The 14,133-nt window shown below is 73.8% G+C and carries 18 protein-coding genes and 1 pseudogene; 16 read left to right on the forward strand and 3 right to left on the reverse strand.

Translation table 11 applies throughout. The features are described from left to right. Nucleotide 1: 1 nt before the first annotated feature. From CS0771_RS25820 to CS0771_RS25865, 10 genes are all read left to right on the forward strand, one after another. Entirely contained in the window at nucleotides 2–892 is an 891-nt protein-coding gene (locus tag CS0771_RS25820) for a sugar ABC transporter permease (protein WP_212843408.1), read from the forward strand. Next, nucleotides 893–1,903: a LacI family DNA-binding transcriptional regulator gene (locus tag CS0771_RS25825; protein WP_212843409.1), complete on the forward strand. Its 1,011-nt coding sequence runs from the start codon at nucleotides 893–895 to the stop codon at nucleotides 1,901–1,903. 34 nt (nucleotides 1,904–1,937) lie between these two features. Continuing rightward, a complete protein-coding gene (locus tag CS0771_RS25830; protein WP_212843410.1) occupies nucleotides 1,938–2,309 on the forward strand; it encodes an FKBP-type peptidyl-prolyl cis-trans isomerase in 372 nt (123 codons plus the stop codon). Between the two features lie 144 nt (nucleotides 2,310–2,453). Then, entirely contained in the window at nucleotides 2,454–3,044 is a 591-nt protein-coding gene (locus tag CS0771_RS25835; RefSeq protein WP_212843411.1) for a hypothetical protein, read from the forward strand. Between the two features lie 39 nt (nucleotides 3,045–3,083). Beyond that, entirely contained in the window at nucleotides 3,084–3,761 is a 678-nt protein-coding gene (locus CS0771_RS25840) for a GPP34 family phosphoprotein (protein ID WP_212843412.1), read from the forward strand. A gap of 113 nt (nucleotides 3,762–3,874) precedes the next feature. After that, nucleotides 3,875–4,858 (forward strand): DUF2332 domain-containing protein, encoded by a 984-nt coding sequence (locus tag CS0771_RS25845; protein ID WP_212843413.1) that lies wholly within the window; start codon nucleotides 3,875–3,877, stop codon nucleotides 4,856–4,858. Between the two features lie 110 nt (nucleotides 4,859–4,968). Then, nucleotides 4,969–5,700 (forward strand): hypothetical protein, encoded by a 732-nt coding sequence (locus CS0771_RS25850; RefSeq protein WP_212843414.1) that lies wholly within the window; start codon nucleotides 4,969–4,971, stop codon nucleotides 5,698–5,700. Nucleotides 5,701–5,776: 76 nt separating this feature from the next. After that, entirely contained in the window at nucleotides 5,777–6,607 is an 831-nt protein-coding gene (locus CS0771_RS25855; protein ID WP_212843415.1) for a hypothetical protein, read from the forward strand. A 64-nt stretch (nucleotides 6,608–6,671) separates the two neighbouring features. Further along, nucleotides 6,672–7,532, forward strand: coding sequence for an SMI1/KNR4 family protein (locus CS0771_RS25860; RefSeq protein WP_212843416.1), 861 nt, complete (start codon nucleotides 6,672–6,674; stop codon nucleotides 7,530–7,532). Beyond that, nucleotides 7,532–8,176 carry a hypothetical protein gene (locus CS0771_RS25865; protein WP_212843417.1) on the forward strand — a complete coding sequence of 215 codons (645 nt, stop codon included), beginning with the start codon at nucleotides 7,532–7,534 and terminating at the stop codon, nucleotides 8,174–8,176. Before CS0771_RS25860 ends, CS0771_RS25865 begins: the two co-directional genes overlap by 1 nt. A gap of 51 nt (nucleotides 8,177–8,227) precedes the next feature. On the opposite strand, the gene CS0771_RS25870 is transcribed toward CS0771_RS25865, so the two are convergent. Next, nucleotides 8,228–8,578, reverse strand: coding sequence for a GlsB/YeaQ/YmgE family stress response membrane protein (locus CS0771_RS25870; RefSeq protein ID WP_203743736.1), 351 nt, complete (start codon nucleotides 8,576–8,578; stop codon nucleotides 8,228–8,230). 100 nt (nucleotides 8,579–8,678) lie between these two features. Between CS0771_RS25870 and CS0771_RS25875 the strand changes: the two genes are divergently transcribed. The 6 genes and pseudogenes from CS0771_RS25875 (at nucleotide 8,679) to surE (ending at nucleotide 13,281) form a co-directional block, all read left to right on the forward strand. Further along, the gene (locus CS0771_RS25875; protein ID WP_305835189.1) at nucleotides 8,679–9,464 is read left to right on the forward strand and encodes an RNA ligase family protein; all 786 of its coding nucleotides are present in this window, start codon (nucleotides 8,679–8,681) and stop codon (nucleotides 9,462–9,464) included. Next, complete coding sequence (locus tag CS0771_RS25880; RefSeq protein ID WP_212843419.1) at nucleotides 9,451–10,599, forward strand: AAA family ATPase; 1,149 nt, start codon at nucleotides 9,451–9,453, stop codon at nucleotides 10,597–10,599. Before CS0771_RS25875 ends, CS0771_RS25880 begins: the two co-directional genes overlap by 14 nt. A gap of 21 nt (nucleotides 10,600–10,620) precedes the next feature. Beyond that, complete coding sequence (gene otsB, locus CS0771_RS25885) at nucleotides 10,621–11,424, forward strand: trehalose-phosphatase (protein WP_244871032.1); 804 nt, start codon at nucleotides 10,621–10,623, stop codon at nucleotides 11,422–11,424. 68 nt (nucleotides 11,425–11,492) lie between these two features. Then, nucleotides 11,493–11,729: pseudogene (locus CS0771_RS39735) on the forward strand (PfkB family carbohydrate kinase); the annotation flags it as partial. Between the two features lie 176 nt (nucleotides 11,730–11,905). Continuing rightward, nucleotides 11,906–12,484 (forward strand): PfkB family carbohydrate kinase, encoded by a 579-nt coding sequence (locus tag CS0771_RS39740; protein WP_371821477.1) that lies wholly within the window; start codon nucleotides 11,906–11,908, stop codon nucleotides 12,482–12,484. Beyond that, a complete protein-coding gene (surE, locus tag CS0771_RS25895) occupies nucleotides 12,481–13,281 on the forward strand; it encodes a 5'/3'-nucleotidase SurE (protein WP_212843420.1) in 801 nt (266 codons plus the stop codon). Before CS0771_RS39740 ends, surE begins: the two co-directional genes overlap by 4 nt. Here surE and CS0771_RS25900 read toward each other — a convergent pair. Together CS0771_RS25900 and CS0771_RS25905 are read right to left on the reverse strand one after the other, a co-directional pair. Continuing rightward, on the reverse strand, nucleotides 13,250–13,723 hold the full coding sequence (locus tag CS0771_RS25900) for a hypothetical protein (RefSeq protein ID WP_212843421.1): 474 nt from the start codon (nucleotides 13,721–13,723) through the stop codon (nucleotides 13,250–13,252). The genes surE and CS0771_RS25900 overlap by 32 nt on opposite strands. A 46-nt stretch (nucleotides 13,724–13,769) precedes the next feature. Beyond that, nucleotides 13,770–14,078: a DUF6582 domain-containing protein gene (locus CS0771_RS25905; protein ID WP_212843422.1), complete on the reverse strand. Its 309-nt coding sequence runs from the start codon at nucleotides 14,076–14,078 to the stop codon at nucleotides 13,770–13,772. Nucleotides 14,079–14,133: the final 55 nt, after the last annotated feature.

Consider the following 14,133-nt stretch of genomic DNA (forward strand, 5'->3'; position numbering starts at 1 on the left):
CATGACCGTCACTCCGATGGCCGCCCCGGCCCCGAAGGCGCCCGGCGCCGGCCCCCGCGGCCGCAGCCGCCGCAGCCCCCTGGCCAGCATCGGCCTGCACGCGACCCTGATCGGCGCGTCGCTGATCGCGGTGTTCCCGATCGCGTGGGTGGTGCTGAGCTCCTTCAAGCCGGGCCAGTGGGTGCAGAGCAGCGAGCTGTCCCTGGTCAAGGAACCGACCCTGGCCAACTACGAGTACGTGCTGACGCAGACGAACTTCCCGACCTGGATGCTGAACTCGGTCATCATCGCGGCGTGCACGATGCTCATCGGCATCCTGATGTCGGCCACCACCGGTTACGCCCTGTCGCGGTTCAACTTCCCCGGCCGGCGGCACCTGCTGATGGTGTTCCTGGTGACGCAGATGTTCCCGGTGGCCATCCTGATCGTGCCGATCTACCAGATCATGGCCGCGCTCGGGCTGATCAACACGCACGCGTCGCTGGTCATCGCGTACCTGACGATCGCGGTGCCGTTCTGCTCGTGGATGCTCAAGGGGTACTTCGACTCGATCTCCACGTCGCTGGACGAGGCCGCCTCCATCGACGGCGCCGGCCCGTTCGCCACGTTCTGGAAGGTGATCCTGCCGCTGGCCCGGCCCGGCATCGCGGTCACCGCGTTCTACAGCTTCCTGACCGCGTGGGGCGAGGTGGCGTACGCGTCGGCGTTCATCCAGACCGACGACAGGTTCACCCTGGCCTACGGCATGCAGCAGTTCGTGCCGCAGTTCAACGCCCAGTGGGAGTACCTGACCGCCGCCGCGGTGCTGGTGACGGTGCCCGCCGCGCTCGTGTTCCTGTACGCCCAGCGCCACCTGGTGTCCGGCCTGACCGCCGGCGGGACGAAGGGCTGAGTGGGCACGCGGGCACGCCTGGCTGACATCGCCGCCCAGGCGCAGGTCAGCCAGGCCACCGTGTCACGGGTGCTCAACGACCGGCCGGGGGCCTCGGCGGCCACCCGCCAGGCGGTGCTGACCGCGCTGGACGTGCTCGGCTACGAGCGCCCCGGCCACCTGCACCGCACCGGCGCGGGGCTGGTCGGGCTGATCCTGCCCGAGCTGGACAACCCGATCTTCCCGGCGTTCGCGCAGATCGCCGAGTCGACGCTGGCCCAGCAGGGCTACACCTCCATGCTGTGCACGCAGACGCCGGGCACGGTCAGCGAGGACGAGTACGTCGACATGATGCGCGAGCGCGACGTCGCCGGGATCATCGTCATGTCCGGCATGCACGCCGCCGCCGACGGCGACCCGGGCCGCTACCACCGGCTGACCACCGACGGGGTGCCGCTGGTGCTGGTCAACGGGTACCTGCCGGGCGTCGCGGCGCCGTTCGTGTCGTGCGACGAGCACGCCGCGGCCGAGCTGGCCGTGGCGCACCTGGCCTCGCTCGGGCACCGGCGCATCGGGCTGATCTGCGGCCCGCGCCGGTTCACCCCGACCCGGCGCAAGGTGGCCGGGTTCGCCCAGGCGATGACCGGCCTGCACGACGGCGACCTCGAAGACCTGATCGAGATCGCGCCGTTCGGCGTCGAGGGCGGCCACGGCGCCGCGCTGCGGCTGCTCGAACGGGGCGTCACGGCCGTGCTGTGCGGATCGGACCTGATGGCGCTGGGCGCGATCCGGGCCGTGCGCGAGCGGGGCCTGTCCGTGCCCGCCGACGTGTCGGTGGTCGGGTTCGACGACTCGCTGCTGATGGCGTACACCGACCCGCCGCTGACCACGCTGCGCCAGCCGGTCCGGGCCATGGCCCAGGCGGCGGTGCGGGCGCTGCTCGACGAGATCGGCGGCTACGCCGCCCCGCACAGCGAGTACATGTTCCGGCCCGAACTCGTGGTGCGCGGCTCCACGGCGGCGCTGCGCTGACCACGTTCCCCCCGGCGTGCTTAGGATGGCGAACATGACCTTGAGCAGACCGACCATCGACTTCCCCGAGGGCGCGCCCCCGGCGGAGCTGGAGATCACCGACCTGGTGGTGGGCGACGGCGAGGAGGCCACGCCCGGCCGCACCGTCGCCGTGCACTACCTCGGCGTCACCTTCCAGGGCGAGGAGTTCGACGCCTCCTGGAACCGCGGCTCCCCGTTCCAGTTCCAGCTCGGCGCGGGTCGCGTCATCGCCGGCTGGGACCAGGGCGTGGCCGGCATGCGCGTCGGCGGCCGCCGCAAACTCGTGATCCCGCCCCACCTCGCCTACGGCAACCGCGGCGCCGGCGGCGTCATCAAACCCGGCGACACCCTCATCTTCGTCGTAGACCTCCTCAAGGTCTACTGACCGCCCTGGCCCGCTCTCCCCCGCCGATCTTGCGCGGACTGTGGGTACGACACGCCCGTTCCGGGCATATCGACAACAGTTCGCGCAAGATCGTCGGGATCTTGGAGCGCGCGGCGGGGAGGGGCTTCGCGGTAGGGTACGGCGGTGCCGTTGCTGAGCGTCTATGACCCGTTGCCCTGGGTGCCCCAGCGGGTGCTGGTGGCGGGGACGTCGGGGTCCGGGAAGACGACGTTGAGCACGGCCGTCGCCGAGGTGCTGGAGCTGCCGCGGGTGGAGCTGGACGCGCTGCACCACGGGACCGGCTGGCAGCCGCGGCCCACCTTCGCCGCCGAGGTCGCCGCATTCGCGCAGCAGCCGCGCTGGGTGACCGAGTGGCAGTACACGAACAAGCTCGGGGACCTGCTCAGCGGCCGGGCCGACACGGTGCTGTGGCTGGACCACCCCCGCCGGCTGACGATGTGGCAGGTCACCCGGCGCACGGTGCTGCGCCGCTGGCGCCGCGAGCAGCTGTGGAACGGCAACACCGAGGGGCCGCTGCGCACCGTGTTCACCGATCCCGAGCACGTGATCCGGTGGGCGTGGCGCACCCACGGCCAGCCCGGCCGGCGGGTGGCGGGGCTGCTGGAGTCCCGCGGGGAGCACGTCGCGGTGGTGCGGCTGCGCGGGCGGGCCCAGGTCCAGCGTTGGGTACGCAGGCTGCGCGAGGGCTCGCTGCTCAGCCCCGACCCGCAGTAGCAACCTGCAGAGGCGGGCAAAGCGCCTAAACTCGGGCTTATGGAGCTCTCACTGGCGGAGCAGCTGGTCCTGCTCAGTTACGACGACACGACCGGCAGGCCGCTGGTGCCGATCAACCATCTCGACTTCGGCATCGAGGGAGCGGTCCTGCTGAGCCTGGCCAACGCGGGCCGGATCGCGACCCAACGCGGCGAGGTCGTGGCGATCGACCGCACCCCGACCGGCGACCTGTCCCAGGACGCCGCCCTCATCGAGATCGCCGAGGATCACAAGGGCCACGCCCCCGACTGGTGGATCTACCACCTGGCCTCCCCGCACCACCGCCAGCGCCTGCTGGACGGGCTGGTCACCAAGGGGGTGCTGGAACGGGTCGACCACCGCGTCATGGGCGTGTTCCACCGCCCCCGCTACCCCGAGGCGGACCGGGCACTGGAACGGAGCCTGATCGGCCACCTGCGCGAGGTGCTCGACCGCATCGCCACCCCCGACCGCGACTCGGTCAGCCTCCTGTCGCTGATCCACACCCTGATGCTGGACCGCCACCACTTCCCCGAGATGAACCGCGACGACATGCGGCACCGCATCCAGGAGCTCACCGAGGGCGAATGGTGCGGACCCGCCGTCGGCAAGGTCATCTACGCCATGAACATGGCCCTGATGGCTGCCATCACCGGCGGCGCCGCCTCCTCGTCCACCGCCGCCGTATCGGCCCACTGACGAAAGCAAGGGCACCTTCTTATCGTTTTCCGTAGTAGAAGGTGCCCTTCCTAACCGGCATGTCGCGCTGATCACGGTGCGTACTGCACCGGCGCCGTCCTACCGTACCGATCATGATTGGCATCCCGAGCGACGACGAGGCCCTCGCCCAGACGTACCGCGCGTTCGCGCTGCGGGAGGCCGCCGGGCGCTCGCCGTCGTACGAGCGGCTGTGCCTGGGCGTGGCCGCCGACCCGGAGCTGCTCGCGCTGCTCGGCGCCCTGCCGCTGCCCAAGCGCCAGCCGAATCTGCTGCTCGGCGCGGTGCGGCTGCTCGGCGGGCCGGTCGCCGACTACCCGGCGTTTCGCGAGTTCGTGACCGGGCAGTGGGCCGCGGTCAGCGCGCAGATGCTCGCCCGCAGCACGCAGACCAACGAGGCCGGCCGCTGCGCCACGCTGCTGCCCGTGCTGGCCGCGCTGCCCCAGCCGCTGGCCCTGCTGGAGGTCGGCGCCTCGGCCGGGCTGTGCCTCTACCCCGACCGCTACCGGTACGCCTACGGCGAGCGCGCGCCGTTCGGCCCGGCGGACGGGCCGCTGCTGGAGTGCACCGTGGACGGACCCGTGCCCGTGCCCGCCGCGGTGCCGCAGGTGGTGTGGCGCGGCGGCATCGACCTCAACCCGCTCGACGTCACCGCCCCCGGCGACGTGCGCTGGCTGGAGAGCCTGATCTGGCCCGAGCACACCGAGCGGGTGGCCCGGCTGCACGCCGCCGCCGCGATCGCCGCCGCGGACCCGCCGGTGCTGGTCCGCGGCGACCTGAACGATTCCCTGCCCGCGCTCGTGGCGCGGGTCCCGGCCGGGGCGACGCTGGTGGTGTTCCACACCGCGGTGCTGGCCTACCTGGACACCGCCGCAGTGGAGCGCTTCGCCGCGCAGACGGCCGCGCTGGCCCGGCAGCGGCCCGGCACGGTGTGGCTGTCCAACGAGGCCGCGCACGTCGTGCCACAGGTCGCCCGGCAGCTGCCCGGCGGCGTTCCGCCGGGCCGGTTCGTGCTGGCGGTGGACGGGCGGCCGGTCGCCTTCACGATGGGCCACGGCCAAGGCGTCGAGTGGCTCTGACCGACCGGCCATGATCGTCGGGCCGGGCGGGCCGCCCCGTGATTCACCGGATGCCAACCCGCACGCGTACCCCTAAAGTGAGGCCTTCTAACGCTGCGGAGGGGACGACGATGACCGAACGGTCCGCAAGCCCTTCCGCACCGCGGCGCGACTACGACGTGTCCTCGACCGACCTCGTTGCCAGCACCGTCGTCGGGCTCGCGGTCCTGGTAGGAGGCGTGGGACTCGCCTCGCTGGCGCTGGCCGTGTGCACGACCGTGCTCGCCGGCTTCGGCCTGACCATGGTCAACGTCGCGCTGCCCGGCCTGGCGTTCGGGTTCGCACTGCTCGACGCCGCCCCGCGCGGCGCGAGCCGGCTGCGGCAGGCGGCCGCCCTCGCCGTGGCCACCGTCGTCGGCCTGGGCGCACTGGGCCTGTCCTGGGGCGTGTCCGGGGTGGCCATGCGCCAGCTCGCCCCCGCCGACTACGTCGGCCGGTACGGGCAGCGCACCGAGGTCACCGTCGCCGACGCCGACTGCCGCCACGGCACCATCTGGACCAGCGGCCCCCGCGCGGACTTCCACTGCCACGGCGCCACCTGGCAGGCCGGCGGGCAGCTGCAGCGCGGCCGGCTGACCCTGCTCTACCAGGAGCTGGAGGCCCGCGCGCAGAGCACCACCATCGAGGCGTACGTGCTCGCCGACAACGGCTACAGCGTGCAGCGCGTCGGCGAGGTCGAGTCGTGGGCGTACTGGGCCGGGCGTCCACTGTGGCTGCTGCTGGCCGGGATGCCGCTGCTCGCCGCGGGGGTGCTGGCCCGGCGGCGGCTGGTGGTGCGCTGGATCCCCGCCACCCGGCGCTGAGCCCGCGGCCGGCACCCCGCGGAATGGCGACACCTGTGCTGCCGGAGGGCTTGACGGGCGGACCTACCGTGCGGGCGTGGTCCGTGTCCCCGCGCCGTCGCGTGTCATCGCGTCCGTCACCGCGCTGACGGTGTGCAGCGTGGCCGCGCTGCCGCTGTACGAGTCCGGCACGGTCGGGCCGAGCGCGCTGCTGATCCCGGTGGCGCTGCTGCTGGTGGTGTCGTGGCTGGTCCGGATGGCGCAGTGGGTCGCCGCGGCCGGCGCCCCGGCCCAACCGGGCGAACTCGTCCTGCACCTGGCCCAGGGCGCGCCGCCGGCCGAGCGCGGCCGCGCGATGCGGACCGCCGGCCGGATCAGCCGCGCCGGCGGCATCGATCCGGCACCACGGGGGTACGCCGCCTGGGCCGTGCTCACCGACCGGCGTGGCCGCCGCCTGCACCAGCGCGTCGTGTGGGAGCCGTGGCTGCGCGACCTGACCGGGCCGCACGCGGTGCGGGTGCGCCGCCGGGCCGGGGTCACCGTGATCGACGTCGACGGCCGGGGGCGGCTGTGGCCGGCGAGCCTGGCCCTGTCCCGCAGTCCCTGGGGCGTGAAGCTGGTCCCGCTGGGCGGGCGTGCCGGGACCGGCCTGACCCGCTGGCGGCTGCTGGCGGTGCTGCTGCCGGTGGCCGCGCTGGGCGCCGTCCCGCACCTGGCCGACGGTGACGTGCCCGCGGTGCTGTGGGCGCTGGCGTATGTGACCGCGCTGACGTTCGCGATCGGCCAGTGGTTCGGGATCGTGCCGCCCGGTGCGCCGCTCGCCGGGCAGCCGCCGGAGGCGGGTCCGGGGAAGGCGGCCAAGCCGCCGCGGCAGCGCTCGAAGAGCGAGGGCTCCCGGCGGGGGCAGCCGCGCGGGCAGCGCCGCTGAGCCGGCGCCGCCGCCTGTCGGCACCGGCCCGTATAGTCCCGCTGATCATTGTGGACGATCGGTGATGGACGGGCTGATGGAGATGGACTACCTGGCCGCCGCCCTGGCCCTGGCGCAGGCGCCCGCGGAGCGCTCGGCCACGGCCGGGGCCGCGTTCGCGGCGTTCGAGGTCACGCACGGGCGGCCGCTGCCCCGGGCGGTGCGCGACTGGTACCGCCTGGCCTGCGCCCGTACGGTGCTGGAGCCCGACGGCGCCGATCTCGTGCTGGCGGCGGAGCAGCTGGGCGGCCCGGCGACCTACTGGTGGCCCGCCGACGGCGACGACTGGCCGCCGGACCTCGAGGAGCAGGAGGAGCGGGAGTTCGACCCGGTCGCGGCGGGCCTGCTGCCCTTCCTCGACGAGAACCAGGGCGGCTACAGCCTGGCGGTTCGGCTGGACGGGTCGGCCGACCCGCCTGTGCTGATCTCCTGGTTCGGGTTCCGCCCGGATGGGTGGAGCCCGCACGCGGCGAGCTTCTCCGAGTGGGTCTTCACGCGGGTGTGGGACCTGCCGCTGCTGCGCGGCGCGGGCTGGCTGTGCGACACGGTGCCGGACGTCGCGCAGGCGGAGCTGGCGGCCTTGGCGCAGCGGCTCACGGCCCGCCCGCAGACGGTGTCGGACAGCCCGCTGCCCGGTCCTGCGCAGGTGGCCCACCGCTTCGCCGGTCCCGGCGACCGGCAGCGGGCGCTGCTGCTGTCGCCGTACGCCGTCGGCGGCACCTGGTCGGTGCTGCTGTGGGCCGCCACGGAAGACCTGCTGGTGGAGCTGTGCGCCGCGGTGCGCTCGGTGCTGGCGGCGCCGTTCGAGCCGACCGGCGCCTATCGGCCCGACGAGGTGGCCGGGCGGGCCCTGGCACGGCTCGCCGCCGGGGAGGTGACGCGCTGATGTGCGCCGACCTGTCCCCGCGCCTGCGGGAGCTGCCCGAGCGCCCGGAGGCCGTCCCGGTCTCGGCGTGGCACGGCTTCTTCGCCGACCCGGACGGGTTCGCCGGGCACCTGGCCCGGGCCGCCGTCGCACTGACGGGTGCCCAGGCGAGGGACTGGCTCACGGCGCACCGGGCGAAGTACCCGGCCGGTATCCCCGGCACCACCGCTTACGTGGCGCACGCCGAGCTGCGGCACCGGTTCCTCTTCACCGGCCCGGTCCGGGCCAGCGGGGCGCTGACCGCGGCCGACGCGGTCACCGAATGGTCCGAGCTGGCCTGGTGGCAGGCGATGCTGGCGCTGCACGTCGCCGCGGTGTTCGGCGCCGACCCCACCGATCCGGCGCGGGTCCGTGACCTGCTGGCGCTATGGCGGGTACGCGGCGAGCCGCCGCCGGCCGGTGACTTCCCGGCCCCGGACGAGGCGCGGCTGCGGGAGCTGACACCGCGGCTGGCGGTGTCGCTGGGGCGGCTGACGGGCCGGCGCGGCAGCCGGCAGACCGAGTTCGTGCCCGACCCGACCTGCGGCACGCTGCGGCAGTTCGACGCGCGCACGTTGATGCCGCTGGCGAACCGGGCGGTCAAGCACTTCCGCGCGATCGTGTGAACACGCGAATGGGCCCCCGAAACACTTCCGGGGGCCCATTCGCGTGGCCGCTCAGGTGGTGGTGCGGCGGCGACGACGGCGGACAGGGCCGTCGTCGGCGATGAAGGTGCGGGTCAGCGCCATCGCGATGACGATGCCGATGACCGCGCACACCAGCTGCGTGAGCAGCTCGGCCCAGCTCCACGTGAGGTGCAGGCCGACCCAGTCCCAGTCCCACCGGGCGGGCCACGTGTTCTCCCAGCCCATCTGGCGGGCCACCCAGGTGCCCGACAGCGCCGCCAGGATGCCCACGAACCCGGTGGCGATGACTCCGATGTCCTGGCGGCCGGGCAGGATCAGCCGGCCGAGGGTGCCGATGAAGATTCCGATCAGGATTGCGCTGAGGATTCCGGTCGCCGTCATGGCGCGTGCCTACCCCCGCGCGCCGATCCTTAATCGCGGCACCGGTTCCGGGCGTAAAACCGCTGGCCGGGTGGCACCTCGGGCGGGTACAACAGTCGGCGTGATCGTGAAGTATCCGCGTACGCCGCACCTGGCCGGCTCGCGCCTGCAGCCCGGCGACGAGGACCTGGCGCAGGTGCCGTTCGCGCAGCTGCGGGGCCGGCACGTGGTCGTCGAGGAGAAGCTGGACGGCGCGAACGCGGGCATCAGCTTCACCGCCGAGGGCGAGCTGCGCCTGCAGTCGCGCGGGCACTACCTGACCGGCGGGCCCCGCGAGCGGCAGTTCGCGGTGCTCAAGTCGTGGGCGGCGACGGTCGCGCCGCTGCTGTGGCCGCGGCTGGGCGGGCGCTACGTCTGCTACGGCGAGTGGATGTACGCCAAGCACACCGTCTTCTACGACGCGCTGCCGCACTACTTCTGCGAGTTCGACGTGCTGGACACGGCCACGGGCACGTTCCTGGACACCCCGGGCCGACGGGAGCTGCTGGCGGGCCTGCCGGTGACGAGCGTGCCGGTGCTCGCGGCGGGGCCGTTCACGCGGCTGGAGCAGCTGACGGCGCTGGTCGGGCCGTCGCGGTGCCGTACGCCGGGCTGGCGGGACGCGCTGGCCGGGGCGGCGGCCGAGGCCGGGGTCGACCCGGAGCGGGCGGCGGCCGAGTCGGACCGGGCCGACGAGATGGAGGGCCTGTACTTGAAGGTGGAGGAGGGCGGCCGGGTGGTGGAGCGCTACAAGTGGGTGCGCCACGGCTTCCTGACGGCGGTGCTGGACTCGGGTTCGCACTGGGCGGACCGGCCGATCGTCGCCAACCGGCTGGCCGACCCGGAGGTGCTGTATGCGGGCCTTTGAGCGGCTGTGCCCGCAGGGCCCCGGCTGGGCGCTGGACTGGGCGGCGGCCGAGGCGGAGTTCGGGTGGCTGCGGCGGCTGGCCGGGGTCGAGCAGGATCCGGTGCACCACGCCGAGGGCGACGTGCTGACCCATACCCGGATGGCGGCCCAGGCGCTGGCGGACCTGCCGCAGTGGCGGGCGCTGCCGCGCCCGCGGCAGGTGCGGCTGTTCGCGGCGGTGCTGCTGCACGACGTGGCCAAGCCGGACTGCACCCGGCGCGAGGGCGAGCGGGTGACCGCGCACGGGCATTCGCGCCGCGGTGAGCTGCTGGCGCGGCGGATCCTGTGGGAGGCGGGCGCGCCGATCGCGTGGCGCGAGCACGTGGCGGCGCTGGTGCGCCACCACCAGGTGCCGTTCTGGGCGCTGGAGCGGCCGGACCTGGAGCAGATCGTGCTGCGGGTGTCGCTGACGGCCTGCAACGAGGATCTGGCGCTGCTGGCCACGGCGGACATCCTGGGCCGGGTGTGCGCGGACGCCGACGCGGTGCGGGAGAACATCGAGCTGTTCCGGCAGTACTGCGCCGAGCTGGGGGTGCTGGACGGGCCGTGGCCCTTCGCCTCCGACCACGCGCGGTTCACGTACTTCCGCACGCCGGGGCGGGACCCGCGGTATGCGGCGTACGACGACACGCGGCTGACGGTGACGGTGCTGTCGGGGCTGCCCGGGGCGGGCAAGGACACGTGGCTGGCCGGACACCGCCCGGACCTGCCGGTGGTGAGCCTGGACGCGCTGCGGGCGGAGCTGGGGGTCAGCCCGGCCGGGGACCAGCGGGCGGTGGCCGCGGCGGCGTACGAGCGCTCGCGGGAGCACCTGCGGGCGGGCCGGGCGTTCGTGTGGAACGCGACGAACGTGTCACGCCAGCACCGGGAGATCTGCATCGGGCTGGCGGCGTCCTACGGCGCCCGGGTGGAGCTGGTGTCGCTGGAGGCGCCGCCGGGGGTGCTGCGGGCCCGCAACGAGCGGCGGCAGGCGCGGGTGCCGGCGGCGGTGCTGGAGCGGCTCATCGGCAGGTGGGAGACCCCGGACCTGACCGAGGCGCACACCTTACACCTGGTGGACACGAATGATCGTGCATCTCACGTGATCAGATCGTGATCGATGTCCTAGAGTAAGCAAGTGATCGAGTCGCGGAGCGTTACCGACGCACTACGCATAGCTGCCGAAAGGCGCCAAACCTGCGGTTTCTTCTTCGACTTCGACGGGACCCTGTCCGAGATCCGCGACGACCCCACCAGCGTCGTCCCGGTCCCGGGGGTCGTCGAGGCCGTCGCCGAGATCGCCGCACGCGTCCGCACCGTCGCGGTCGTGTCCGGCCGGCCGGTGGAGTTCCTGCAGCGGCACTTCGGCGCGCAGCCGGTACGCCTCTACGGCCTCTACGGCATGGAGTCCATGGACGCCCACGGCACCCTGTGGACCGACCCCGAGGTGCTGCCCTGGGTGTCGGCCGTGGAGGAGGTCGTCAAACGGGCCGTGACCGAGCTGGACCCCGACGTGCTCGTCGAGGACAAGCGCCTGTCCGTCGCACTGCACTACCGCACCGCCCCGCACCTGCGCGGCCAGGTCGAGACCTGGGGCGGGCACCGCGCCGCCGAGTACGGCCTGTCCCCGCTGCCCGGCCGGATGGTCCTGGAGCTCAAGCCGCCGATCCGCCGCGACAAGGGCGGCGTCATCCGCACCGCCACCGGCGACCTCGACTGCGTCTGGTACTTCGGCGACGACCTGGGCGACCTGCCCGCGCTGACCGCGCTCGCCGACCGGGCCGCGGCCGACCCGGCCTTCCGCGTGTTCCGGGTCGGGGTGTCCAACCCCGAAACCGGCGAGCAGGTCGCCGCGATGATGGACGTCGTGGTCAACAGCCCGCACGACCTGGTGCCGCTGCTGCGCCGCGCCGCCGACGCCTGCACCCCCACCCACCGGTGATCACCGGCGCCGGACGGTGATTGAATCGCCCGGCGCCGGGGTAAGCGACGATCATGCCGGAATCCGTCATGGTGTTCGCACCGTCCCCGCAGCTCACCGTCACCGTCGAGCAGGTCGGCGACGAGGAGCAGGAGATCCACCTGCACGCGGGCGGGCAGGGCGTCTGGGTCGCCCGCATGATCAAATCTCTGGGTGTACGCGCCGTGCTGTGCTCCGCCTTCGGCGACGAGACCGGCCGCGTCGTGCGCAACCTCATCCTCGACGAGGGCCTGGAGCTCGGCGCGGTCGACGTCGCCGCCCGCAACGGCGCCTACGTGCACGACCGCCGCGACGGGCAGCGCCGCGAGGTCGCCGAGGCCCCCGGCCGGCCGCTGAGCCGCCACGAGCAGGACGAGCTCTACAACGTCGCGCTCGCCGAGGGCCTGCGCGCCAAGGTCGCCGTGCTGACCGGCGTCGCCGACCCGCAGATCCTGCCCCCGACGTGTTCCGGCGGCTGGCCCAGGACCTGCGCCGCAACGGCACCACCGTCGTCGCGGACCTGTCCGGCGACTACCTCACGGCGGTCCTGGAGGGCGGCGTCGACGTGCTCAAGGTGTCGCACGAGGAGCTGCTGCGCGACGGCATGGCCCCCGACGACAGCATCCCGTCGCTGGTGGCGGGCTTGTTCAAGCTGCGCGAGGACGGCGCCGCCAACGTCATCCTCAGCCGGGCCGAACATCCCGCGTTCGTCCTCATCGACGGCGAGGTCAACCAGGTCGAGCTGCCCCGGCTGGAACCGGCCGACCACCGCGGCGCGGGCGACTCGATGACCGCCGGCGTCGCCGCGACGCTGGCCCGCGGCGGCGAACTGGCCGAGGCGGTCCGCACCGGCGCGGCCGCGGGCGCGCTCAACGTCACCCGGCACGGCCTGGGCACCGGCCGCGCCGACGTCATCGCCCAGTTCACCACCCGCGTCGAGCTGACGCCGGTGCCCGGCGGCGCGGCCGCGCCCCCGCCCGAGCCCGAACGTTCCGGCCACATGTCCCCCGAGCAGCTCGCGGAGAAGGTGACGCATTCATGACCCGGGTCCTGATCACCAACGACGACGGCATCGACGCGCCGGGCCTGCACCGCCTGGCGCTGGCCGCGCACCAGGGCGGCTTCGACGTGGTGGTGGCCGCCCCGGCCCGTGACTCCAGCGGTGCCAGCGCCGCCGTCAGCGCCGTCGCGCAGGACGGCCGGGTCGTCGTCGACGAGCGCCGCCTGCCCGGCGTCGACGGCGTGCCCGCGTACGCCGTCACCGGCACCCCGGCGCTGGCCGCGCTGATCGCCACCCGGGGCGCGTTCGGCGACCCGCCCGACGTGGTCCTGTCCGGCATCAACCGAGGCGCCAACGCAGGCCCCGCCGTGCTGCACTCCGGCACCGTCGGCGCCGCGCTGACCGGCGCCACGTACGGCTGCCACGGCCTGGCCGTGTCGCTGGACCTCGCCGACGGCGACCTGACCGACGACGACCGGCACTGGGACACCGCCGCCGCGTACGCCGTGTCGCTGCTGCCGCTGCTGGCAGACCTGCCCCGCTCGACCGTGCTGAACCTGAACGTGCCCGACCTGCCCACCGAGCAGGTGCGGGGGCTGTGCCGGGCCCGGTTCGGCCGGTTCGGCCAGGTGCAGATGCGCATCGCCGAGCGCGGCACCGGCTTCGTGCGCACCGCGCTGGAGGACACCGGCGCGCGCCTGGAGCCCGGCACCGACATGGCGCTGCTCGCCGACGGCTACGCCACGGTGACCCCGCTGCAGCCGCTCGGCGAGGCGAACGTCGAGCTGCCCGAGCTGCCCGAACCGGTCAGTGCGGCGCGGTCAGCGCCGGCAGCGTGATCAGAGCGCCGAAGCCGCAGCAGCACGCCACCGCGATGCCGACCAGCGTCACCACCATGATCAGGTAGTTGGACCACATGGCGAACGTGGCGGCGTCGTTGCCCTGCCCGTCGAGGACCCGGTTGCGCCACACCTGGAAGTCGAACGTGCGCGCCTGGGCCTCGCCGGGCTGCACGGTCACCGCCGTCTTCATGATCGGCACACCCATGAAGTCGGTCAGCCGCACCTCGAACGCCCCGGCGGGCACCGCCACGTGCCAGGTGCCCTCACCGGCGAACGGCACCTCCTGGCCGCCGATGCGCAGCCGGGCCGTGGAGGCGGCCGACACCAGGTAGGGCCCGCGGTTGACGGTGAACACGAGCACGCCGCAGCCCGGCGGCGGGGTGATCGGCACCGGGTACGCGATGAACGGGACGATGGCACCTGGGGGGACGGGCAGCATGCGGCGATCCTGCCAGAGCGGATCGATCCGTGCTCGCCCCCGGAGGTCAGTGCGCCGGGTTCTGGGTGTACGGGCGGCGGCCCAGCTGGTGCCAGTGCGTCTCGGCGACGTCGACGCCGAAGTGCCGGGCCGCCGCCTGGATGTTGGCGAACGCGAGGTCGCGCTGGTCGTCGTTGACGCCCTTGACCTGGTCGAAGCGGGCCAGCGCGTTGCGCACGTGCTCGGCGTCGGTCAGCGGCAGCTTGTGCTTGGCCGGGAACGCGAACACGGTCTCGGGCAGCCGGTTCTTCTCCGCGGTGCTCAGCTCGCCCTCGACCTCGTACGGCCGCCAGGTGGTGTCAGCATGAGACGTCATGCCCCTTTTCGTACCCACGGCCTGCTCAGCCGCAAACAGACCTTGATACCGGCCC

Origin of the sequence: Catellatospora sp. IY07-71 (genome assembly GCF_018326265.1) — a bacterium.
Taxonomy (GTDB): Bacteria; Actinomycetota; Actinomycetes; order Mycobacteriales; family Micromonosporaceae; genus Catellatospora.